The 23,141-nt window shown below is 61.6% G+C and carries 23 protein-coding genes; 9 read left to right on the top strand and 14 right to left on the bottom strand.

Annotation, left to right across the window (positions count from 1 at the left end; translation table 11 throughout):
• Positions 1-5: 5 nt before the first annotated feature.
• Positions 6-785, bottom strand: a complete 780-nt coding sequence (gene budA / locus JL05_RS11105) for an acetolactate decarboxylase (RefSeq protein WP_004936416.1) — start codon at positions 783-785, stop codon at positions 6-8.
• A gap of 451 nt (positions 786-1,236) precedes the next feature.
• Here budA and JL05_RS11100 point away from each other — a divergent pair, with 451 nt between their 5' ends.
• Positions 1,237-2,139 (top strand): LysR family transcriptional regulator, encoded by a 903-nt coding sequence (locus JL05_RS11100; RefSeq protein ID WP_033632439.1) that lies wholly within the window; start codon positions 1,237-1,239, stop codon positions 2,137-2,139.
• Here the strand turns inward: JL05_RS11100 and eutC are convergent.
• Together eutC and JL05_RS11090 are read right to left on the bottom strand one after the other, a co-directional pair.
• Positions 2,118-2,909 (bottom strand): ethanolamine ammonia-lyase subunit EutC, encoded by a 792-nt coding sequence (eutC, locus tag JL05_RS11095; RefSeq protein ID WP_033632438.1) that lies wholly within the window; start codon positions 2,907-2,909, stop codon positions 2,118-2,120. The genes JL05_RS11100 and eutC overlap by 22 nt on opposite strands.
• A complete protein-coding gene (locus tag JL05_RS11090) occupies positions 2,906-4,291 on the bottom strand; it encodes an ethanolamine ammonia-lyase subunit EutB (protein WP_004936427.1) in 1,386 nt (461 codons plus the stop codon). Before JL05_RS11090 ends, eutC begins: the two co-directional genes overlap by 4 nt.
• A 159-nt stretch (positions 4,292-4,450) precedes the next feature.
• Between JL05_RS11090 and JL05_RS11085 the strand changes: the two genes are divergently transcribed.
• Both JL05_RS11085 and JL05_RS11080 read left to right on the top strand, forming a co-directional pair.
• Positions 4,451-4,999 (top strand): nucleotidyltransferase family protein, encoded by a 549-nt coding sequence (locus JL05_RS11085; protein WP_015378665.1) that lies wholly within the window; start codon positions 4,451-4,453, stop codon positions 4,997-4,999.
• A gap of 52 nt (positions 5,000-5,051) precedes the next feature.
• Positions 5,052-5,519, top strand: coding sequence for a FlxA-like family protein (locus tag JL05_RS11080; RefSeq protein ID WP_033632437.1), 468 nt, complete (start codon positions 5,052-5,054; stop codon positions 5,517-5,519).
• A 1-nt stretch (position 5,520) separates the two neighbouring features.
• Here the strand turns inward: JL05_RS11080 and JL05_RS11075 are convergent, their stop codons facing one another.
• Positions 5,521-6,441, bottom strand: coding sequence for a LysR family transcriptional regulator (locus tag JL05_RS11075; protein WP_033632436.1), 921 nt, complete (start codon positions 6,439-6,441; stop codon positions 5,521-5,523).
• Positions 6,442-6,538: 97 nt separating this feature from the next.
• On the opposite strand from JL05_RS11075, the gene JL05_RS11070 reads away from it, so the two are divergent.
• A complete protein-coding gene (locus JL05_RS11070; protein WP_033632435.1) occupies positions 6,539-7,531 on the top strand; it encodes a bile acid:sodium symporter family protein in 993 nt (330 codons plus the stop codon).
• A 26-nt stretch (positions 7,532-7,557) separates the two neighbouring features.
• Here JL05_RS11070 and JL05_RS11065 read toward each other — a convergent pair whose 3' ends face one another.
• The 3 genes from JL05_RS11065 to zipA form a co-directional block, all read right to left on the bottom strand.
• Positions 7,558-7,773 (bottom strand): DUF3820 family protein, encoded by a 216-nt coding sequence (locus JL05_RS11065; RefSeq protein WP_004936441.1) that lies wholly within the window; start codon positions 7,771-7,773, stop codon positions 7,558-7,560.
• Positions 7,773-9,794, bottom strand: a complete 2,022-nt coding sequence (gene ligA, locus JL05_RS11060; RefSeq protein WP_033632434.1) for an NAD-dependent DNA ligase LigA — start codon at positions 9,792-9,794, stop codon at positions 7,773-7,775. Before ligA ends, JL05_RS11065 begins: the two co-directional genes overlap by 1 nt.
• Positions 9,795-9,873: 79 nt before the next feature.
• Positions 9,874-10,899, bottom strand: coding sequence for a cell division protein ZipA (zipA, locus tag JL05_RS11055; RefSeq protein ID WP_033632433.1), 1,026 nt, complete (start codon positions 10,897-10,899; stop codon positions 9,874-9,876).
• Between the two features lie 221 nt (positions 10,900-11,120).
• Here zipA and cysZ point away from each other — a divergent pair, with 221 nt between their 5' ends.
• The 5 genes from cysZ to crr all read left to right on the top strand — a co-directional run bounded on the left by cysZ (position 11,121) and on the right by crr (position 16,023).
• Positions 11,121-11,879: a sulfate transporter CysZ gene (cysZ, locus tag JL05_RS11050; RefSeq protein WP_033632432.1), complete on the top strand. Its 759-nt coding sequence runs from the start codon at positions 11,121-11,123 to the stop codon at positions 11,877-11,879.
• Positions 11,880-12,064: 185 nt separating this feature from the next.
• The gene (gene cysK, locus JL05_RS11045) at positions 12,065-13,033 is read left to right on the top strand and encodes a cysteine synthase A (protein WP_004936453.1); all 969 of its coding nucleotides are present in this window, start codon (positions 12,065-12,067) and stop codon (positions 13,031-13,033) included.
• Positions 13,034-13,432: 399 nt separating this feature from the next.
• Positions 13,433-13,690, top strand: coding sequence for a phosphocarrier protein Hpr (gene ptsH, locus JL05_RS11040; RefSeq protein ID WP_024484477.1), 258 nt, complete (start codon positions 13,433-13,435; stop codon positions 13,688-13,690).
• 46 nt (positions 13,691-13,736) lie between these two features.
• Positions 13,737-15,464, top strand: a complete 1,728-nt coding sequence (gene ptsI, locus JL05_RS11035) for a phosphoenolpyruvate-protein phosphotransferase PtsI (protein WP_004936461.1) — start codon at positions 13,737-13,739, stop codon at positions 15,462-15,464.
• A gap of 49 nt (positions 15,465-15,513) precedes the next feature.
• Positions 15,514-16,023: a PTS glucose transporter subunit IIA gene (crr, locus tag JL05_RS11030; protein ID WP_004936467.1), complete on the top strand. Its 510-nt coding sequence runs from the start codon at positions 15,514-15,516 to the stop codon at positions 16,021-16,023.
• 76 nt (positions 16,024-16,099) lie between these two features.
• Here crr and JL05_RS11025 read toward each other — a convergent pair whose 3' ends face one another.
• The 7 genes from JL05_RS11025 to JL05_RS10995 all read right to left on the bottom strand — a co-directional run bounded on the left by JL05_RS11025 (position 16,100) and on the right by JL05_RS10995 (position 23,141).
• Positions 16,100-17,422, bottom strand: a complete 1,323-nt coding sequence (locus JL05_RS11025; RefSeq protein ID WP_033632431.1) for an ATP-binding protein — start codon at positions 17,420-17,422, stop codon at positions 16,100-16,102.
• A 6-nt stretch (positions 17,423-17,428) separates the two neighbouring features.
• Positions 17,429-18,109, bottom strand: coding sequence for a response regulator transcription factor (locus tag JL05_RS11020; protein ID WP_025303784.1), 681 nt, complete (start codon positions 18,107-18,109; stop codon positions 17,429-17,431).
• Between the two features lie 252 nt (positions 18,110-18,361).
• A complete protein-coding gene (cysM, locus tag JL05_RS11015) occupies positions 18,362-19,243 on the bottom strand; it encodes a cysteine synthase CysM (RefSeq protein ID WP_004936477.1) in 882 nt (293 codons plus the stop codon).
• An 82-nt stretch (positions 19,244-19,325) separates the two neighbouring features.
• Positions 19,326-20,414: a sulfate/thiosulfate ABC transporter ATP-binding protein CysA gene (gene cysA / locus JL05_RS11010; RefSeq protein ID WP_033632430.1), complete on the bottom strand. Its 1,089-nt coding sequence runs from the start codon at positions 20,412-20,414 to the stop codon at positions 19,326-19,328.
• Positions 20,404-21,279 carry a sulfate/thiosulfate ABC transporter permease CysW gene (gene cysW, locus JL05_RS11005; RefSeq protein ID WP_033632429.1) on the bottom strand — a complete coding sequence of 292 codons (876 nt, stop codon included), beginning with the start codon at positions 21,277-21,279 and terminating at the stop codon, positions 20,404-20,406. The genes cysA and cysW overlap by 11 nt, the downstream gene beginning before the upstream one ends.
• Positions 21,279-22,118 (bottom strand): sulfate/thiosulfate ABC transporter permease CysT, encoded by an 840-nt coding sequence (gene cysT / locus JL05_RS11000; RefSeq protein ID WP_004936486.1) that lies wholly within the window; start codon positions 22,116-22,118, stop codon positions 21,279-21,281. The genes cysW and cysT overlap by 1 nt, the downstream gene beginning before the upstream one ends.
• The gene (locus JL05_RS10995) at positions 22,119-23,141 is read right to left on the bottom strand and encodes a sulfate ABC transporter substrate-binding protein (protein WP_033632428.1); all 1,023 of its coding nucleotides are present in this window, start codon (positions 23,139-23,141) and stop codon (positions 22,119-22,121) included.

Raw genomic sequence — 23,141 nt, 5'->3', positions numbered from 1 at the left:
CGGGGTTAGCCCTCGGCGGAACGAATCGCACGATCCAAATCCTCTGGGCAGAGGTTGGCGCGCAAGAAATCCGCATCATGCGGCAACTGAAGATTGAGACGGGTGATGACGCCGAACTGCAGGCGGCCATGATCGAGCTGGTAATCCAGCACGTGGCCGCCGCCGCTGCGGTCGTCGGTAACGAAATGTTCGTGATAGCCGGCCACGCCGATGCCCTGCATGTAATCCGGCGAGCGGAAGCCGACCAGCGTGCCGCGCCGTTGATGAAACGAGAAGGTCGGCTGCTCTTCTATCGCTTCCAGCATCGGGCGATAGGGCCGTTCCTGACGCGGCACGGTGCGGGTTTCCACGTGGCTGAACTCACCATCGACCCGCACCGCGCAAAATAGGTTCGGCGAGGCGACCTGTTCATCGATGCATTGGTGCAGCTGCGCCTTGGTGATCGGCCGGTCGAACTGCTGGCTGATACTGGGCTGGAAAAAGGTGACGACGGCGAAAGGGGTTTTCTGTTGCAAACCGGCTGGGCGGGCGCTGCCGTCGGCGCGCAGCTGGTGTATTTCCTGGTCGAAAGCGATCAGTTCGCCATCCAGGTGATTGAAGGTACCGAGGCCGAAATCACCGTGTTTGAGCAACTCGGCAATGGTGGTTTCACCCTCGTAGACCCCGTCGATGAGCGCGCTCATCAGCGAGATTTGATAGATTTCGCCCTCCCCGGCGTTGATCGACTGCCTGGCAAAACCCTGCGCCAAATGGCGCGCACAGGAACACCCGTGTTTTTCGTTCATGACTCACTCCTCCACCAGCGCGGGATCGCGATCCTGCGCGTTCAAAAGACCCACCGACGGTGGGCCAAGATGCCCCCCAAGGCGCGTTCATCAGTTGGAACGATTCAGCCTGAGGCGACAAAAAAACCGGCACGGCTGGCCGGCCGATATCCAGAACCCACGGCATGACGTGTGAAAGTAAAGGCTCACTAATCATTAATGCCGAGTCGGATATCAAATTGAACGGTTAATCTGGTGTTGGAGCGACAATCAACTCCGCAGGCGGCTCGCGCAGCCTGGGAAAAACATCTGTTATTTAGTGCTAAGCGCCGCGAGGTTTATGCGTTTTCTCTCTATACGGCAGGGATGCAGCGGCGTTGAAGCCCGCCGTCAACCCGCAACCAGAGTAGCCGCAGCGCCGCCGACAGAGAAGCGGGTATTCATAAGAAACGCTTTTGCATATAATGCAAAAATGAATGACGCCCGTTATGTTGAACATCTGCCGATCTTTCTCGACGTGGCCCGCCTGGGCAGCTTTTCCGCCGCCGCTCGCCGGCTGGGCATGGTGCCCTCCTCGCTGGTGCGCCATATCGACGCCCTGGAAAGCGCGCTCGGCGCCACGCTGTTCGTCCGCTCCACCCGTGGGCTGCTGCTGACCGACGCCGGCGAGCTGCTGCTGACGCGCGCCGCCGCGCTGATGACGGACATTAACGGCATTCACGCCGAGCTGAGCGCGTTAAACGAAACGCCGCAAGGCACGCTGCGCATCAGCTGCCTGCCGACCTTCGGCAAAACCTATGTGCTGCCGCTGCTGCCGACGCTGGCGGAACGCTATCCTCAGCTGTCTATCGATCTCGATCTGACCGAACGCCAGACCGATCCGACGCAGGAACGGCTGGACGCCGCCCTCCGCATCGGCGAGCAGAAGGACAGCGCGCTGTACGCCAGCCGCATCGCCACGCAACGCTGGGTGATGTGCGCCAGCCCCGCCTACGTCGCCCGCTATGGCCTGCCGAGCGATCTGGAAGCGTTGCCGCAGCATCGGCTGATCGCCCGCTACCACAAACAGCAGCCGGCCTGCTGGGCGCAGATCCTCGACGCGGCGCTGATGAGCCGCTGCACCATGGCGCTGCGCTGCGACGACTTCACCGCGCAGCGCCAGGCGGCGCTGCTCGGCCTCGGCATTGCCTTCCTGCCCAACTGGGTGGTGGGGCCGGACGTGCAGAATGGGCAACTGGTTCAGATGCTCGAAGATCCGCGCCATGAGCAGCAAGGCATCTATCTGCTGCGCCCGATGGCGAAGGTGTCCGCCCGGCTGGCGGCCTTCACCGCCCTGCTGCAGCAAACCCTCGGTCAGCCGCCCAGCTGGGGGTAAAGCGGTGTCACCCGGTTGTGCAGCGCCGGATTGTCGCTCTCGTCCTTCAGCTCGATGCCGCTCAGCCGCCGCTGGAACGCCTGCTCCAGCAGCCAGGCCAGACGGAACGCTGCCTGCGGGTAATCCAGCCCCTCCGGCCGCACGTTGGAGATGCAGTTACGCTCGGCGTCCGTTCTGCGCGCATTCGGCTCCCAGGTCAAATAAATGCCCAGGCTGTCCGGCGACGACAGCCCCGGTCGTTCGCCGATCAGCACCGCCACCGCCCGGGCCTGCAGGCATTCGCCAATCTCATCCCCCAGCGCCACTCGCGCCTGATGCGCCAACACCACCGGTGAGACGCTCAGCCCCAGCGTATCGAGATAGGGCCGAAGCGCCTGCAGCAGCGGCAGCGCCTGGCGGTGCACCGCTTTGGAAGAGAGGCCGTCCGCCACCGCCAGCAGCAGATCGACACGGCGCGATGGTGAGCCGAGCAGCAGGCTGCGGCTGTCCGACGCCAATCGCCGCCCCAGATCCGGACGGCGCAGATAGGCGGCGCGGTCGGCGGCCTGGCTGTGCACCGCCAGCGAGGGCCAACCGGCCTGGTGCAAATCCGCCGCCAGCCGCTCGCTGTCGAAAGGCTGATGCACCGCGTCGCGCGCCTGGGCATGGGCCAGGCCGAAGCGCAGCAGCTCGTCGGTCGGCAGGCTGGCGCCGGTGCGCCCCAACGCGATGCGCGCGTCGGTAAAGGCGCGCAGCGAGTCCCAACTGTTGACGAGAACCGGTTTGCTCATGTCCGTTCTCCCTGCAGCGCCAACAACAGCGGGTGATTGGCGGCGGCGTCACGCAGCCGCCCGCGCTCGTCGGTGATGTTCATCGCCGCCAGCCAGGCGGCAAACTCCGGCGCGTGCTTCAGCCCCAGCAGTTCGCGGATATAGAGCGCGTCGTGGAACGAGGTGCTTTGGTAGTTGAGCATGATGTCGTCCGCGCCCGGCACGCCTATCAGGAACGTCAACCCGGCGGCGGCCAACAGCGTCAGCAGCGTGTCCATGTCGTCCTGATCGGCTTCGGCATGGTTGGTGTAGCAGACGTCGCAGCCCAGCGGCAGGCCGAGCAGCTTGCCGCAGAAATGATCCTCCAGCCCGGCGCGGATAATTTGTTTGCCGTCATACAGGTATTCGGGGCCGATAAACCCCACCACGGTATTGATCAGCAGCGGCGAGAAATGGCGCGCCACCGCATAGGCGCGCGCCTCACAGGTCTGCTGATCGACGCCGTGATGCGCGTTGGCCGACAGGCAACTGCCCTGCCCGGTTTCGAAATACATCACGTTATCGCCCAGCGTGCCGCGCCTGAGGCTCAGTGCCGCCTGCTGCGCCTCCGCCAGCAGCGCCAGGCTGATGCCGAAACCGCGGTTGGCCGCCTCGGTGCCGGCGATCGACTGAAACACCAGATCCACCGGCGCGCCGCGCTCCATCAGCCGCAGCGTGTTGGTCACGTGGGTCAGCACGCAGGATTGGGTGGGTATGGCGAAGCGCTGGATCACGTCGTCCAGCATGTAGTTGAGCTTTTCCAGCAGCGGCAGGCTGTCGCTGGCCGGGTTGATGCCGACCACCGCGTCGCCGCTGCCGTACAGCAGACCGTCCAGCATGCTGGCGGCGATGCCCTGCAGGCTGTCGGTCGGGTGATTGGGCTGCAGCCGCACGCTGAGGTGGCCCGGCAGGCCGATGGTATTGCGAAAGCGCGTCACCACCCGGCATTTCTTCGCCACCAGGATCAGATCCTGATTGCGCATGATCTTGCTTACCGCCGCCGCCATCTCCGGCGTAATGCCGGCGGCCACCTGTGCCAGCATGGCGCTGTCCGCCTGCTCGCTCAGCAGCCAGTCGCGAAAATCGCCGACCGTGAGGTGCGAGATGGGCTCAAAGGCGGCGGCGTCGTGGCTGTCGATAATCAGGCGCGTCACCTCGTCCTGTTCGTACGGCACCAGCACCTGCTGCAGGAACGCCTTGAGCGGCACATCCGCCAGCGCGATGCGCGCCGCCATGCGCTCTTCGGCGCTCTCCGCCGCCACCTCCGCCAGATAATCGCCGGAACGCGCCGGCGATGCTTTCGCCATCAGCTGGCGCAGATCGCCAAAGCGATAGCCGCGTTGGCCCACCGTTGCCTGAAACATAGCCCCCTCCCTTGCCCTGCGTGACGAGATAACAGCCCTGCACCAAGTGTAGTCAGTGGGAAAAGAAAATTATTTTGCACGCGATCGCCGCCATCACGCTTTCCCCCATTTCACCCGTTGCCGCTTCGGGTTACAGTAGCCGCGAAAACAGGAGGGGTGATGGATCCGCAACGGCAAATTATCGACTGGCTGCAACAAGATAACGCGCGCATGGCCGCCCTGCGCACCGTGCGCCGGCTCGGCTTGAATGACTGGTGCCTCGGCGCCGGCTTTGTGCGCAATCTGGTGTGGGATCGGCGCCATGGCTATACGGAGCCCACGCCGCTCAACGATATCGACGTGATCCACTTCGATGCGGAGCGTGCGGACGCTGAGCGCGATCGCATGCTGGAGGTGCGTTTGCAACAGTGGCTGCCGCGACCTTGGTCGGTCAAGAACCAGGCGCGCATGCACCTGCGCGGCGGCCGGGCGCCTTATCGCGACAGCGAAGAGGCCATCAGCTTCTGGACCGAAGTGGAAACGGCGATCGGCGCGCGCCTGAACGCCGACGACAGCATCACGCTGGTGGCCCCCTTCGGGCTCGCGGCGCTATTCGACGACACCATTACCTTTAACGCGAAAAACGGCGATCGCGCGGCCTATGCCCAGCGCGTGCTCGACAAAGGCTGGCTGCAGCGTTGGCCGCGCCTGCGGCAGGTAAAGATTTAGCCGCCGCTGCCGATACCCTGAACAGCGATATACCGACTCAGGGAGAGCATTCATGTCGACCACCATCACCATGATCGTACCGATCAAAAATACCGTTCCCGGCGTCAGCAACGTGTTCAGCGCGCCGGGCCATCAGGGCGAATTGCTGATGGCCAAACCGGTCAACAACCAGCCGCAAGGCGGCAAGATGGAGAAAAACGAACGCACCAACGGCAATGACGAACCGGTCAACCTCAACGAAAGCCGCGCCTCGGCCCGCATCAAGGCGCTGAACCGGCAGATTCAGTCGCTGCAGCAAAAGTTGGTGGAGCTAAAGGACTCCGACGCCGATCCTAAGGAAATAGAAAAACAGAAGCAGCTGATCGAAGCGCAGATCAAGATGTTGCAGGCCGAGATCGCGCGCATCCAGAAAGAAGAAATGGAAAAGCAACAGCAGGAGCAAATGGCAAAAGCCGCGGCGCAAGCCGGCGACGGCGTAAACCGCCCAACGCCGCTCAACGCGGTGGACGTCTATATCTGAGTCAATATGCCGCGGTTTCCTGCCGGCGCTGGTGCAGCAGCGCCGCCTGCTTGCGCGCCACCTGCCAGATGGCCTCCGCCGCCGGCGTCAGCGAGCGGTTCTTGCGCCGCACCAGCATCAACGCGCGGTTGATCTCCGGCACCAGCCGCCGCACCCGGAGCCGCCCCCCTTCCGGCAACGGCAACGCCAACGCCGGGAAAATGCTGATGCCAATCCCTTCCGCCACCATCGGGAACAGCGTCGCCGGATGGCCGATTTCCTGCACTACCTGCGCCTCCACGCCCTGCTGCCTCAGCGCGCTGTCGATCAACGGCCGGCTGCCCGACGCATAGTCCTGCAACACCAGGCGGCAACCGTTCAGCGCCGACCAATGCACCGCCTGCTGCGCAGCGAACGGATGATCGTCGCGGCACAGCAACAGGAACGGCTCGTGCAGCACCGCTTCGCACTCCAGATCCACCGCCTGCACCGGATCGACCACGATGCCGAAATCCACCTCCGCGTTGCGCACGCTGTGCAGCACCTGCTGCTGCGCCTGATCGCGCAGCATGATGCGGATCTCCGGGTATTGGCGCTCACCGGCGGCGATGCACTGCGGCATCAGATGGGCGGAAATGGTCTGGCTCGTCGCCACCCGCACCGTACCGCTGCGCTGTACGCCAAAGCTGCGCACATCCAGCAGAGTGGTCTGCAGCTCGTCCAGCAACCGTTCGACCCGGTTGGCCAGCCGCAGGCCGGCATCGGTCAGCACCACTTCACGCGTGGTGCGATCCAGCAGGCGAACCCCGACCTCCGCCTCCAGCTCTTTCACGCTGTGGCTGACTGCCGATTGCGTCAGACCAATCGCCTCACCGGCGCGGCTGAAACTGCCGTGGCGAGCGATGGCGACAAACACCCGCAGCTGTTTGAGTGAGTAATTCATGTGTTTTATTCATAGATGAATTAAATAAATCAATTTAATTATTATATGCCCACGCGGGAGAATAGCCCCATCGATTTTCTACCCTGAGCGCACCGCCATGAGATTTCTGCCCGATCGTTTTACCCTGACGCTGATCGCCACCGTACTGCTGGCGTCGTTCCTGCCGGCGCGCGGCGAGTTCGTCGGCTGGCTCAACGCCCTGACCATCGCCGCCATCGCCCTGCTGTTCTTCATGCACGGCGCCAAGCTGTCACGCGAGGCCATCCTGGCCGGCAGCAACAACTGGCGGCTGCACCTGTGGGTGATGTTCAGCACCTTCATCATTTTTCCGGCTCTGGGCGTACTGTTCGCCTGGTGGGCGCCGATCGACGTCAGCCCCGAGCTGTACGCCGGTTTCATCTACCTGTGCATCCTGCCCGCCACCGTGCAATCGGCCATCGCCTTCACCTCGCTGGCGGGCGGCAACGTGGCGGCGGCGGTGTGCAGCGCCTCCGCCTCCAGCCTGCTGGGGATCTTCGTGTCGCCGCTGTTGGTCGGCCTGCTGATGAATGTGCACGGCGATACCGGCAGCCTGCGGCAGGTGGGCTCGATCGTGCTGCAGCTGCTGGTGCCGTTCGTCGCCGGCCACCTGCTGCGACCGCTGATCGGCGGCTGGATCGAACGCCATCGCCCGCTGATCGGCAAAACCGACCAGACCTCGATTTTGCTGGTGGTGTACGCCGCCTTCAGCGAAGCGGTCACGCACGGCATCTGGCACCAGGTAGGGCTTGGTTCGCTGGCGTTTATCGTCGGCGGCAGCATCGTGCTGCTGGCGATCGTGCTGGTGGTGAACACTTACATGGCGCGTTGGCTGGGGTTCAGCAAGGCGGACGAGATCACCATCGTGTTCTGCGGCTCGAAGAAAAGCCTGGCGAACGGCATTCCGATGGCCAATATCCTGTTCCCGGCGGCGACGGTGGGGATCATGGTGCTGCCGCTGATGGTGTTTCATCAGGTGCAGTTGATGACCTGCGCAGTGCTGGCCAAAAGATACCAGCGCAAGCAGCGGGCGCAGCAGGCGGTGCCCAACGCGCAGACGTCGCGCGGGTAAAAAAAGACGGGCCGAGGCCCGTCAGATCAGCTTTTCTTCAGCGGCTTGACCAGGTGATCAAGCCCTTCGATTTTAATCGCCAGCGTCATCTCCATCAGCATGCCGAGCTTGCCTTTGGGGAATTCGCCCTTGCGCGCGAACCACAGCAGGTACTCTTCGGGCAGGTCGATCAGCACCCGCCCCTGGTACTTGCCGAACGGCATCACGGTATTGGCGATCTCCAGCAGGTTTTCCTTTTCCATCAGTCACCCAGCAGGCGGATCATTTCCGCTTCGTCGATCACGGCGATACCCAGCTCCTGCGCCTTCGCCAGCTTGGAACCGGCCGCCTCGCCGGCGATCACCAGGTCAGTTTTCTTCGACACGCTGCCGCTGACCTTGGCGCCCAGCGCCGTCAGGCGATCTTTGGCCTCGTCGCGCGACAGCTGGCTCAGCGAGCCGGTCAGCACCACGGTTTTGCCGGCGAACGGGCTGTCTATCTCTTCCGCCACCACCACCACCGGCGCCGGCCAGCGGATGCCGATCTCGGCGCCCACCAGCTCGTTGATCACCTGCTGATTGAGCGCTTCATCGAGGAAATTGCGGGTGTGTTTGGCCACCACTTCACCGACGTCCGGCACCTCTTTCAGCGCCTCGATATCAGCGGCAAACAGCTTCTCCAGCGATCCGAAATGCGCGGCCAGGTTGGCGGCGGTCGCTTCACCGACCTCGCGAATGCCGAGCGCATACAGGAAACGGGCGAAGGTGGTCTGCTTGGATTTCTCCAACGCGTTGACCAGATTCTGCGCCGATTTCGGCCCCATGCGATCCAGGCCGGTCAGAATGCCGGCGGACAGGCGGAACAGATCGGCCGGGTTCTTCACGTACTCCTTGTCCACCAGCTGCTCGATGATCTTGTCACCCATGCCCTCGACGTCCAGCGCGCGACGGGAAACGAAGTGCTTCAACGCCTCTTTGCGCTGCGCGCCGCAGATCAACCCGCCGGTGCAGCGCGCCACGGCCTCGCCTTCCACGCGCTCAACGTCGGAGCCGCACACCGGACAGTGCAGCGGGAACACCACTTCGCGCGCATCCTGCGGCCGGCGGTCTTCCAGCACCCCCACCACCTGCGGGATCACGTCGCCGGCGCGGCGCACGATCACCGTATCGCCGATGCGCAGCCCCAGACGCTCAATTTCATCGGCGTTGTGCAAGGTCGCGTTGCTGACGGTCACCCCGGCCACCAGCACCGGCTCAAGGCGCGCCACCGGCGTAATCGCACCGGTGCGGCCAACCTGAAACTCTACTTCGCGCACCACGGTGATCTGCTCCTGCGCCGGGAATTTGAACGCCGTCGCCCAACGCGGCGCACGCGCCACAAAGCCCAGCGTTTCCTGCAGATCGATATCGTCAATCTTGATCACCACGCCGTCGATATCGAACCCGAGCTGCGCGCGGTCCTGCTCGACCTGGCGATAAAACGCCAGCACTTCCTCGCTGCCGGTGCGGCGCTGGGCGCGATCGCTAACCGGCAGGCCCCAGGCCTTGAACTGCTTCAGGCGCTCAAAGTGGCTGCGCGGCAGCTCGCCGCCTTCCAGCAGGCCAACGCCATAGCAGAAGAAGGTCAGCGGGCGTTTGGCGGTAATGCGCGGATCGAGCTGGCGCAGCGAGCCGGCGGCGGCGTTGCGCGGGTTGGCGAATACCTTGCCGTCTTTGCGCCGGGCTTCTTCGTTCATCTGTTCGAAACCGGCCTGCGGCATGAACACTTCGCCGCGCACTTCCAGCCGGCGCGGGATGTTGTCGCCGGTCAGGCGCAGCGGGATGGCGCGAATGGTGCGCACGTTGGTAGTGATGTTCTCGCCGGTGGTGCCGTCGCCGCGCGTCGCCGCGCGCACCAGTTCGCCGTCTTCGTACAGCAGGCTGACCGCCAGGCCGTCCAGCTTCAGCTCGCAGCAGAAGGTCAGCGGATCGCTGCTCTTGAGCCTGTCCTGCACGCGCTTGTAAAACGCCAGGAAGCTCTCTTCGTCAAACACGTTGTCCAGCGACAGCATCGGCACTTCGTGGCGCACCTGGTCAAACGCCGCCAGCGGCGCCGCGCCCACGCGCTGGGTCGGCGAATCGGCGGTGATCAGCTCCGGATGCGCGCTCTCCAGCTCGCGCAGCTCGCGCATCAGGCGGTCATATTCCGCATCCGGCACTTCCGGCGCATCCAGCACATGATACTGGTATTCATGATGGCGCAGTGTGGCTCGTAGTTGATTGATTTGTTGGATTATCGATTCCATGGCTCACCATCAAAGATAAAAAACCCCCGGCTAGCGGGGGCTTTGTTGTTACGGATGTTCAGTGCGCGCGGCAATCCGGTCAGGCGTTGTTTTCCAACACTTCACGGATACGCGCTTTGTAGGTTTCCAGCTTCTGCGGCGTCATCATGCGGCGCTCGTCGTCCAGCACCACGCCGCCCACGTCGTCGGCGATGCGCTGTGCCGACTGCAGCATCAGCTTGAAGTTCTGATTGGCGTCGCCGTAAGACGGCACCATCATGAACATCGACACGCCCGGCGTGGAGTAGTCGGACATCATGTCAGGATCGAACGACCCCGGCTTGACCATGTTCGCCAGGCTGAACAGCACCGGGCCGCTGCCGGCCGGGCTGATATGGCGGTGGAAGATGCCCATCTCGCCAAACTGGAAGCCCGCCTGCAACACGCTCTGCAGCAGCACTTCGCCACCGATTACGCCGCCCTGATGGGCCGCGACGTGCAGCACCAGCACGGTCTCTTTCAGCTTGGCCTGAATTGGCGCAGCCGCCGGCTGTTGTGGCTGTGGCGCAGGCTCCTGCGCCGGCTTCACTTCCGGCGCGGGCTGCACAGGGGCCGGCTCGGCGTGGAATGCCGGTTCAGCCCCCTGCGGCGCCTCATGTTCATGCGGCAGATCGTCGACGCGCGGCTCACGGCGCGCGGCCGGTTGCGGTTGCTGCGGTTCGGCCGGTTCTTCGTCCGGCGCGTAGTTGTTCAGCAGGATGTCATCGTACTCCGGCCGCTGAGACAGCGGAGGCGGCGTCTGATGAGCGGCCGGCTGAACGGCGCGGGGCGCAGGCGCAGCCGCCGGAGCGGGCTTCGGCGCGGCCACGGGTTCTTCGCGTGCGGCATCGAAATGGCCGAATGACGGCTCGTCTTGCGGGTGAGCGGCGCGTACGCGCACCTCACCGACGCCTTCTTCGAGATCGTCGATCGGAGTTTGTTCACGTTCCTTTTGGGAACGTTTGGCTGGGCGATCGCGGAAGAGCGCTGACCGTTCTTTGCGACTGGTCCACAGACCGTGCAATAACAGCGCTATTATGGCGATCGCGCCAACAACGATTAATATCAGACGCAAATCCTGCATCATTGCTATCTCTGTTGTTCCAATACATTGCCACCGCGGCAAACATTCACTCTTTAACTCTATTTGCCCGCGCACACAAGTGCAAGTCCGTGCTGAACTTTATGCCAATAAAGATGATTATACTGCCTTTTTCTGCTGGTTTTTCAGCCAACCCTACCCTAGCCAGTGGAAAATCATCCCTATATGATAATGATGCCTGTTCAGACAACGAGATAACTTAAGATATGTCCTATACGCAGCCCTCTCCCCGATCGACCAGCGGCATTCACTATTTCGCCGAAGGCTGGCGTCTGATTTCGCGCCCGGGGATTAAACGCTATGTGGTTCTGCCGTTGCTGGTCAACGTGCTGCTGATGGGTTCCGCTTTCTGGTGGCTGTTCAGCCGCCTCGGCGACTGGATCCCGGCGATGATGAGCCACGTTCCCGACTGGCTGCAATGGTTGAGCTACCTGCTGTGGCCGCTGGCGGTCATTTCGGTGCTGCTGGTGTTCAGCTATCTGTTCAGCACCATCACCAATCTTATTGCCGCGCCGTTCTGCGGCCTGCTGGCCGAACAGCTCGAAGGCAGCCTGACCGGCAAACCGCTGCCGGATACCGGCCTGCTCGGCATCGCCAAAGATCTGCCGCGCATCATGGCGCGCGAATGGCGCAAGCTGATGTATTACCTGCCGCGCGCGCTGCTGCTGCTGGCGCTGTACTTCGTGCCCGGCATCGGTCAAACGGTGGCGCCGGTGCTGTGGTTCCTGTTCAGCGCCTGGATGCTGGCGATCCAGTATTGCGACTATCCGTTCGACAACCACAAGGTGAGCTTTGCCGACATGCGCCGCGCACTGCGCCAGCACAAAACCGACAACCTGCAGTTCGGCGCGCTGGTCAGCCTGTTCACCATGATCCCGATCCTCAACCTGGTGATCCTGCCGGTCGCCGTCTGCGGCGCCACCGCGATGTGGGTCGATCGCTACCGCTCGCAATTCGTCCGATAACCGCCGTTTTTTGCCGCCGATAGCGCGGAAATTTTCGACAGGGCGCGCATTTCGCGCCCTTATCATTGTGCTTAAAACTTATTTCCTAATAACATATAGATATACCAATTCTTTACTTCCCTGCCGGTACTGTTAGCGTATGCTTTCGATGTTCCCCACATTTTCATAGAGTTAAAGGACGGGCTATGAGCAAGATATATGAAGACAACTCATTAACAATCGGCCATACGCCGCTGGTTCGTCTGAACCGTATCGGCAACGGACGCATTCTGGCCAAGGTTGAATCACGCAACCCGAGCTTCAGCGTCAAATGCCGCATCGGTGCCAATATGATTTGGGATGCGGAACAACGCGGCGTGCTGACCGCCGGTAAAGAACTGGTGGAGCCGACCAGCGGCAACACCGGCATCGCGCTGGCCTTCGTGGCCGCCGCGCGCGGTTACAAGCTGACGCTGACCATGCCGGAAACCATGAGCATTGAGCGCCGCAAGCTGCTCAAAGCGCTGGGCGCCAACCTGGTGCTGACCGAAGGGGCGAAAGGCATGAAAGGCGCCATCGCCAAGGCGGAAGAGATCGTCGCCACCGATCCAAACCGTTACCTGATCCTGCAACAGTTCAGCAACCCGGCCAACCCGGCGATCCATGAAAAAACCACCGGCCCGGAAATCTGGGAAGACACCGACGGGGAAGTCGACGTGTTCATCTCCGGCGTCGGCACCGGCGGCACGCTGACCGGCGTTAGCCGCTACATCAAAAACACCAAAGGCAAAGCCATCACCACCGTGGCGGTAGAGCCGACCGACTCGCCGGTCATCAGCCAGGCGCTGGCCGGTGAAGAGCTGAAGCCGGGCCCGCACAAGATCCAGGGCATCGGCGCCGGCTTCATTCCGGGCAACCTCGATCTGGATCTGGTGGATCGCGTCGAGAAAGTCTCCAACGACGAAGCCATCAGCATGGCGCGCCGCCTGATGGACGAAGAAGGCATCCTGGCGGGCATCTCCTCCGGCGCAGCGGTCGCGGCGGCGGTGAAACTGGCCGAAGAACCGGCGTTCGCTGACAAGACTATCGTGGTCATCCTGCCCTCTTCCGGCGAACGCTATCTCAGCACCGCGCTGTTCGCCGATCTGTTCACCGAGCAGGAATTGCAGCAGTAATTCCGCCACTGCACAAATCGCTAAAAAAGCACCCTGTAGGGTGCTTTTTTGTGGACTGGATCAAACTTTATAGCAGTCCAAGATTGCTTTTGCCCGTCGCCTTTAGTATTTAACGGTGCATTATTTCGATGCGCAAAATTAATCACTCTCCGAGCCCGGTCGAGGCTGAATCGATTTACTCATCTGTCGCCGACGCGGCGAATCGGGCATAATGGGGAGCGGATTGGAACGACGTCTAAAGCCGAGTTTTTTGATCTGAAGTGCCTAACGCGTCGTTTTCTGTTGCATCAACGTTCGCCCCTGTCCATAGTCAGGCGCTATAACCAGACAAGTTAAAGTCAGCCCCCTGGGCTAAACTTTAACTCCACAACATTAATCCAATAAGTTGGGGAAACATCAATGTTCCAGCAAGAAGTTACTATTACCGCTCCGAATGGTCTGCATACTCGCCCTGCCGCTCAGTTCGTTAAAGAAGCCAAAGGCTTCACGTCTGACATCACCGTGACCTCCAACGGCAAAAGCGCCAGCGCTAAAAGCCTGTTCAAACTGCAAACTCTGGGGCTGACTCAAGGGACCGTAGTGACCATCGAAGCTGTTGGTGAAGACGAGCAGAAAGCCGTTGAGCACTTGGTAAAACTGATGGCAGAGCTTGAGTAATCGGCCCGTCTTTTTAGTTAACACCAGTCAAGAGTAAGGTAGGGTTATGATTTCAGGCATTTTAGTATCACCGGGCATCGCTTTTGGTAAGGCTCTCTTGCTGAAAGAAGACGACATCGTCATCAACCGGAAGAAAATCTCTGCTGATCAAGTAGAGCAGGAAGTCTCGCGTTTTCTGGCCGGCCGCGCGAAAGCGTCCGAACAGCTGGAAGCGATCAAGACCAAAGCTGGCGAAACCTTCGGCGAAGAGAAGGAAGCTATCTTCGAAGGCCACATCATGTTGCTGGAAGACGAAGAGCTTGAGCAGGAAATCATAGCCCTAATCAAAGACGATCTGGCCTCCGCTGACGCCGCCGCCTACACCGTGATCGAAGGTCAGGCGAAAGCGCTGGAAGAGCTGGACGACGAATACCTGAAAGAACGCGCCGCCGACGTGCGCGACATCGGCAAGCGCCTGCTGCAGAACATTCTGGGCATGCCGATCGTCGATCTGGGCTCCATTCAGGACGAAGTGATCCTGGTGGCCACCGATCTGACCCCGTCCGAGACCGCGCAGCTGAACCTGGACAAAGTGCTGGGCTTCATCACCGATCTCGGCGGCCGCACCTCCCACACCTCCATCATGGCGCGCTCCCTGGAGCTGCCGGCGATCGTCGGCACCAGCGACGTGACCAAGCAGGTGAAAAACGACGACTACCTGATTCTGGACGCGGTTAACAACCAGATTTACGTTAACCCGACCGCTGACGTTATCGATCAGCTGAAAGCCGCCCAGAACCAATATATCACCGAGAAAAACGATCTGGCCAAGCTGAAGGACCTGCCGGCGATTACGCTGGACGGCCATCAGGTTGAAGTCTGCGCCAACATCGGCACCGTGCGCGACGTCGCGGGTGCAGAGCGCAACGGCGCGGAAGGCGTCGGCCTGTATCGTACCGAATTCCTGTTCATGGATCGCGACTCGCTGCCAACCGAAGACGAGCAGTTCCAGGCTTATAAAGCCGTGGCGGAAGCCATGGGCTCGCAGGCGGTGATCGTCCGCACCATGGACATCGGCGGCGACAAAGACCTGCCGTACATGAACCTGCCGAAGGAAGAGAACCCGTTCCTCGGCTGGCGCGCCATCCGCATCGCGATGGACCGCCGTGAAATCCTGCACGCCCAGCTGCGCGCCATCCTGCGCGCCTCGGCATTCGGCAAACTGCGCATCATGTTCCCGATGATCATCTCCGTGGAAGAAGTGCGCGATCTGAAAGGCGAAATCGAGACGCTGAAGGCGCAGCTGCGCGAAGAAGGCAAGGCGTTTGACGAGAGCATCGAAGTGGGCGTGATGGTGGAAACACCGGCCGCGGCGGTCATCGCTCACCACCTGGCGAAAGAAGTCGACTTCTTTAGTATTGGGACAAACGATCTAACCCAGTATACTCTGGCGGTAGATCGCGGCAACGAGCTGATTTCTCATCTCTATAACCCGATGTCCCCATCAGTGCTTGGCCTGATCAAACAGGTTATTGATGCATCTCACGCGGAAGGCAAGTGGACCGGTATGTGCGGCGAACTGGCTGGTGATGAGCGTGCTACACTGTTGTTATTGGGCATGGGGCTGGATGAGTTCAGCATGAGTGCGATTTCAATCCCGCGCATCAAGAAAATTATTCGTAACACGAATTTCGAAGATGTGAAGGCGTTGGCAGCGCAGGCCTTGGCACAGCCAACGGCACAAGACCTGATGAATTGCGTCAATAAATTCATCGAAGAAAAAACGCTCTGCTAAACTTCCACGACACTGGAACGCCGCCCAATTTAATGCTTAGGAGAAGATCATGGGTTTGTTCGATAAACTGAAATCTCTGGTTTCTGATGACAAGAAAGACACGGGCACTATCGAGATCGTCGCTCCCCTTTCTGGCGAAATCGTCAATATCGAAGATGTGCCGGACGTAGTGTTCGCTGAAAAAATCGTTGGCGACGGTATCGCCATCAAACCGGCCGGCAACAAAATGGTTGCTCCGGTTGACGGCACCATCGGCAAGATTTTCGAAACCAACCATGCATTCTCTATCGAATCCGACAGCGGCATTGAGCTGTTCGTCCACTTCGGCATCGATACCGTAGAACTGAAAGGCGAAGGCTTCAAACGCATCGCCGAAGAAGGCCAGCGCGTCAAGAAAGGCGACGTCGTTATCGAGTTCAACCTGCCACTGCTGGAAGAAAAAGCCAAGTCTACCCTGACGCCGGTCGTTATCTCCAACATGGACGAAATCAAAGAGCTGATCAAACTGTCCGGCAGCGTGACCGTTGGCGAAACCCCGATCATCCGCATCAAGAAGTAATCGCGAATCAGCAAGATAAACGGCGCCCTCGGCGCCGTTTTTTTTATCTCCTTCGTCGTATCCCAATCTCGCTGCGTTATGACGACCAGCGCGGCACGCGCAGAGTGATGATCAGCCCCTCTTTGTCGCCGTTACGCGCCTCAACCTGGCCGCCGTGCGCCAATACCACCTTGCGGGTAATCGCCAGCCCCAGGCCGTAGCCCTTGCCCGACAGCGCCGATTTCACGCGCACGAAAGGATCGAAGATGCTCGACAGCTTCGACTCCTCGACGCCCGGCCCCTGATCGCTGACGGCGATCTGAAACTGATTGTCGACGCGCGACAGCGCCACCGTCACCCGCTGCCCGTGGCTGGAAAAGCGCAGCGCATTGCGCACGACGTTATCCACCGCACGCCGCATCAGCTCTGCATTGCCCTTGACGGTATACTCCACATCCGACTCGGCCTGCAGCACGATATCCACGCCGGGCACCTGCGCCTCGTAGCGCGCATCGCTCACCACCGCGTCAACCAGGCCGTACAGATCGAAATACTCTTCGTCCGGCAGGCTGCTGTGTTCGGTACGCGACAGCGCCAGCAGTTCGCCGATCATTTTGTCCAACCGCCCCGACTCGTGTTCGATGCGCTTGAGCGAGGTTTCGACGTTGCCGGCATTCTGTCGCGCCAGGCCGATCGCCAGCTGCAGGCGCGCCAGCGGTGAACGCAGCTCGTGCGAGACGTCGTGCAACAGCTGCTCGCGGGCGCTGACCAGCAGTTCCAGCCGCTCGGCCATGGTGTCGAAATCGCGCGCCACGTCGGACAGCTCGTCATGGCGGCGCCGCATCGTCGGGTACAGCCGCACCGAGAGATCGCCCTGCGCCACCCGATCCAGGCCGCCGCGCAGCTGACGCATCGGCCGAGTCAGGTTCCAGGCCAGCACGGCGCTGAACAGCAAACCGCCCAGCCCGCCGACCCACAACATCGGCGCAGGAATGTTGAAGACGTGGGTACGCCGCTCCGGCCGATACTCTTCCCGCAGCCCGCGCACGTTATAACTCAGCCAGTAACCCTGCCCTTCTCCGGTCTGCACCCAGGCGGAAATCGCTTTCGGCATCCGTCGCCCTTCAAACAGCGGTTCTTCCGGCTCAGGCGGCGGTTGGATCATCGGCGTAACGGACAGCAGACGCCGATCGTCCTCCGGCCAGTCGCGCATCAAGGCTTCCAGCGCCGGCATGCCGCCGCTGCGCAACTGGGTGGCGGCGGAGGTCAGCTGCAGGCCGATCGCCCGCCGCGCCATGGCGTTCTCCGGCGGCACATAGCGATCGCCATAAAGAGAAAACGCCACCCACAAGGCCTGCGTCATAATGAGGAAGGTCAGCCAAAAGCCGAGCAAAATTTTCCAGAACAGTCTTCCGCGCATGTCTGGTTACCGTATGCGATAGCCGATGCTGCGCACCGTCTCGATGCTGAGCTTACTGCCGGCCAACGCGCTCAGCTTCTGGCGGATATTGCTGATATGTACGTCCACGCTGCGATCATAGGCCTCGCGCGGGCGCCCCAGCCCCTTCTCGGACAGTTCGTCCTTCGATACCACGCGATCCGGCGCGCGCAGCAACAGCTCCAACAGATTGAATTCCGAAGCGGTCAGATCAAACGCCTTACCGCGCCATTCGCTGCTGCGGGTTGAAGGGTTCAGCGTCAGCTCGCCGAAGCTGATGGCGGCTTCGTCGTCCGCCTCTTGCGGCCGCTCTTCGAAACGGCGCAGCACCGCGCGCAGACGCGCCACCAATTCGCGCGGGTAGCACGGTTTGGGCATGTAATCGTCGGCGCCCATCTCCAGGCCAATCACCCGATCGATGTTGTCGCCTTTGGCGGTCAGCATAATGATCGGCAGCCGGCTCTTTTTACGCACGTCGCGCAGCACGTCGATGCCGCTCATGTCCGGCAGCATGATGTCGAGGATCATCGCGGTATAATCGCCCGACAGCGCGCCCTCTACCCCCGCCTTGCCGGTCAGCACCAGCGTGGCGTCGAAACCTTCGCCCGTCAGGTACTCGCTCAGCATGGTGCCAAGCTCCAGGTCATCGTCGACCAGTAAAATTTTCATGCCTTGCTCCTTCACCGATTTTCGTTATTTTCCCGCCAATTCCGCCGGCCCGCAGCCGGTTTTACTCAATCCTTACACATCGCTCTTGGCGTCTCGCCACCGTTAGTGTGGCCGCTGTCGCGCGATTTCTCTACTTCAGTCAGGGGATTGGCGCACGAGCAAGCGGCAGCTACCACGCAAGCGAGGCTGCCGTCTGTCGGAAGGAAAGGGGGAAAGATTCTCCCGACGGAACATACCGCCGGGAAGGAACGGTCAGTCGAACACGCCGGTGGAGAGGTAACGGTCGCCGCGATCGCAGACGATCGCCACCACCACGCTGCCGGGATTAGCCGCCGCGACGCGCAGGGCGCCGGCCACCGCACCGCCGGAGCTGACGCCGCAGAAAATGCCTTCACGCTGCGCCAGCTGGCGCATGGTCTGCTCGGCATCGCGCTGCTCGATATCCAACACCTGATCCACCAGCTCCGGGCGGAAAATACCCGGCAGGTAAGCGGGCGCCCAACGGCGAATGCCGGGGATGCTGCTGCCTTCCGCCGGCTGCAGGCCAATGATCTGCACCTGCGGATTCTGGCTCTTCAGGTAACCGCCCACGCCGGTAATGGTGCCGGTGGTGCCCATGCTGGAAACGAAGTGCGTGATGCGCCCTTCGGTCTGGCGCCAGATCTCCGGGCCGGTGGTGGTGAAGTGGGCATAGGGATTGTCGAAATTGTTAAACTGATCCAGCACTTTGCCCTGCCCCTGGCGCTGCATCTCCAGCGCCAGATCGCGCGCCCCTTCCATCCCCTGCTCACGGCTGACCAGGATCAGTTCCGCACCGTAGGCGCGCATCGCCGCCTGCCGCTCCAGGCTCATGTTCTCCGGCATCAGCAGCTTCAGCGCATAACCTTTCAATGCAGCGATCATCGCCAGTGCAATGCCGGTGTTGCCGCTGGTAGCCTCGATCAGCACGTCGCCGGGCTTGATCTCACCGCGCAGCTCCGCCTGCTGGATCATCGCCAACGCGGCGCGATCCTTCACCGATCCCGCCGGATTGTTGCCTTCCAGTTTGACCCATACCTCGCTGCCCGCCTGGGCGGCCAGCCGTTGCAGTTGTACCAGCGGGGTATTCCCGATGCATTGTTCGAGCGTTGTCACGATCTTTGCCTGTGTGTTGGTGTGCGTAAAGTAAAAAGGCAACCCCGGGGTTGCCTTAAAGAAAAGGACTGGCTAAAACCTATCAGGCGCTTTTGGCTAACGCAACAGGTTGCAGCAGTTGATCGCCGGCATACAGCCGCGCATTGAGGCTGCCGACGTAATAACGGCCGCCGCGCACCGGCGTAGCGTTGCCTTCCGGCAGCACCACGCCGATAGGTTCCTGGTGCCAGCCGATCGGCTGCACCGTCAGCTGCCAGAAATGGCCGCGCGGGCTGACTTCCAACACCTGAACCGGCAGTGGGCAGCGCTCGCTGCTCTCGGTCGCCACTTCCATTTCCCACGGGCGCAGGAACAGATCGACGCTGCCCTGATGCATCGGCTGGAACGACAGCGGCCACTGGTGCGCGCCGACGAACAGCTGGGAGCCACGAATTTCGCCGTTCAGACGGTTCACTTCCCCCATAAACTCCAGCACGAAGCGGCTGGCCGGCTCGCGCATAATCTCCTCCGGCGAGCCAACCTGTTCGATATTGCCCTGGCTCATCACCACGATGCGGTCAGCCACTTCCATCGCCTCTTCCTGATCGTGGGTGACGAAAACGCTGGTGAATTTCAGCTCTTCATGCAGCTGACGCAGCCAGCGGCGCAGCTCTTTGCGCACCTGCGCATCCAGCGCGCCGAACGGTTCATCCAGCAGCAGAATCTGCGGTTCCACCGCCAGGGCGCGCGCCAGCGCCACGCGCTGTTTCTGGCCGCCGGACAGCTGCGACGGGTAACGGGTAGCCAGGTGGCCCAGCTGCACCATGTCCAGCAGCTGAGTGACTTTCTGTTTGATCGCCGCGGCGTTCGGCCGCTCGCGGCGCGGCAGCACGGTCAGGCCGAAGGCGATATTGTCGAACACCGTCATATGGCGGAACAGCGCATAGTGCTGAAATACGAAGCCCACACGCCTGTCGCGCGCGTGCATGTGGCTGACATCGGTGCCGTGGAAGCCCAGCTTGCCGCCGCTCTGGCTTTCCAGCCCGGCGATGATGCGCAGCAGCGTGGTCTTGCCGGAGCCGGATGGCCCGAGCAGCGCCACCATCTCGCCGGAAGCAATATCGAGCGAGATATCGTTCAATACCTTGGTGCGACCGAAGTACTTGTTGATGCCGTTAATCTCAATGCTCATGATTTTCCTCCCGCTCGAGACGCGCGTTTTGACGTTCCAGACGCCACTGCAGCGCGCTCTTCAAAAATAGGGTAACGATCGCCATCAGGGTCAACAGGGCGGCGGCGGTAAAGGCCCCGACGGTGTTGTAATCCTGCTGCAACAGCTCAACCTGCAGCGGCAGGCTGTAGGTTTCGCCGCGAATCGAACCGGACACCACCGACACCGCGCCGAACTCGCCGATGGCGCGCGCGTTGGTCAGCACCACGCCGTACAGCAGCGCCCAGCGAATGTTGGGCAGCGTCACGCGGCGGAACATCTGCCAACCGGACGCTCCCAGCAGAATGGCGGCCTCGTCTTCCTGGCTGCCCTGGCTGAGCATCATCGGCACCAGCTCGCGCACCACGAAAGGACAGGTGACGAAGATGGTCACCAGCACCATGCCCGGCCAGGAGAACATGATCTGGATGTTATGCGCATCCAGCCAGCCGCCCAGCAGACCGTTGCTGCCGTAAAACAGCAGGTAAATCAGCCCCGCCACCACCGGTGAGACGGCGAACGGGATATCGATCAGCGTCAGCAGCAACTGGCGGCCGGGGAAGGTGAAACGCGTCACCAGCCACGCCAGCAACGTGCCGAACACCAGGTTGAACGGCACGGTGATCAGCGCGATCAAGACCGTCAGCCAGATGGCGTGCAGCATGTCCGGATCGAGCAAGTTGCTCCACATCGCGCCAACCCCTTTGGAGAAGGCCTCGGCGAAAATCGACATCATCGGCACCACCAGCAGTAGCACCGAAAACAGCGCGCCGATGGCGATCAACGTCCACTTGCCCCAGTTGACGCGCGGGCGCTCGGCGCCGTTGAAGGCGGAAACATCAGCCATCAGTGCCCTCCTCCCAAACGTCTGCCGAAGCGGCTTTGCAAGACGTTAATGCTGAACAGCAGCAGCAGCGACGCCGCCAGGATCACCGAGGCGATGGCGCTGGCCGCCGGGTAATCGAACTCCTGCAAACGCACAAAAATCATCAGCGAGGTCACTTCCGTCTTCCAGGCGATATTGCCGGCGATGAAAATCACCGCGCCAAACTCGCCCAGGCTGCGGGTAAAGGAAATGGCGGTGCCGGCCAGCAGCGCCGGCGCCACCTCAGGCAACACCACGCGGCGAAAGCTCTGCCAACGCGTGGCGCCCAGCGTCTCGGCCGCCTCTTCGTATTCCGGCCCCAGCTCTTCCAAAACCGGCTGCACGGTGCGCACCACAAACGGCAGGCTGGTGAACGCCATCGCCACCGCAATCCCAAGCCAGGTGAAGGTGACCTTAATGTCAAAGTGCGCCAGCCACTGACCGTACCAGCCCGTGGTGGAAAACAGACCGGCCAGCGTCAGGCCGGCCACCGCCGTCGGCAGCGCGAACGGCAGATCGATCAGGCCGTCCAGCAGCGAACGGCCGGGAAAACGGTAGCGCGTCAGGATCCAGGCCATCAGCATGCCGAACACCGCGTTGAACAGGCTGGCGACGCCGGCGGCCAGCAGCGTCACTTTGTACGCCGCCACCACCTGCGGGTTGGAAATCACTTCCCAATATTGCGCCAGGCTCATCTGCGCCAGCTGCATCACCAGCGCACTGAGCGGCAGCAGCAGGATCAAACAGGTATAAAACAGGCTGCTGCCGAGGCTGAGGCCAAATCCGGGCAGCACCCGTTTACTGGACGACAACGCCAACATTTACTTGCGCCCTGCCGCTAGCAGCTGATCCAACTCGCCGCCGGTGGCGAAGTGAGTTTTCATCACCTGCGGCCAACCGCCGAACTGGTCTTCCACCCGGAACAGTTGGGTGTCCGGGAATTGCCCCTTCGCCGCCGCCATCGCTTTCTGGTCATAGACGCGGTAGTAGAAGCTGGTGATCACCTGCTGCGCCGCCGGGCTGTAGAGGTAGTTCAGATAGGCTTTGGCCGCCTGCTCGGTGCCGTTGCGCTCTACGTTTTTGTCGACCCAGGCCACCGGGAACTCCGCCAGAATATCGACCGGCGGCACGATCACTTCGTACTTGTCTTCACCGTATTGCTTGCGGATGTTGTTCACTTCGGACTCGAAGCTGATCAGCACGTCGCCCAAACCGCGCTCGACGAAGGTGGTGGTCGCGCCGCGGCCACCGGTATCGAACACCAGCACGTTTTTCAGGAAGCGGGTCATGAAGGCGCGGGTCTTGGCCGCATCGTTGCCGTCAGCCTGGCTGGCGGCGCCCCAGGCGGCCAGATAGGTATAACGGCCGTTGCCGGAGGTTTTCGGGTTCGGGAACACCAGCTTCACGTCGTCACGCACCAAATCGTTCCAGGTGTGGATGCCCTTCGGGTTGTCCTTGCGCACCAAAAACGCCATGGTGGAATAGAACGGCGAGCTGTTGTTCGGCAGGCGCGCCTGCCAGTCTGCCGGGATCAGCTGCCCGCGATCGTGCAGGATCTGCACGTCTGTGACCTGGTTGTAGGTCACCACGTCGGCGCGCAGGCCCTGCAGGATCGCCAGCGCCTGCTTCGACGAGCCGGCGTGCGATTGTTTGATGGTCAGCTTGTCGTTCGGATGCTGTTGATTCCACTGCTGTTCAAAGCCGGGATTCAGCGCGACGAACAATTCACGGGAAACGTCATAAGAGCTGTTCAGCAATTCCGCCGCCGACGCGGCGCCGCTCGCCAACAGCGCAGCCGCCAGCCAACCTTTCAGCACGAGATTTTTAACCCGGTTTTGTTTCAT

Source organism: Serratia nematodiphila DZ0503SBS1, assembly GCF_000738675.1.
Classification (GTDB): domain Bacteria; phylum Pseudomonadota; class Gammaproteobacteria; order Enterobacterales; family Enterobacteriaceae; genus Serratia; species Serratia nematodiphila.
The sequence above is the reverse complement of the archived record's forward strand: the minus strand, read 5'-3'. Positions and strand labels throughout refer to the sequence as shown.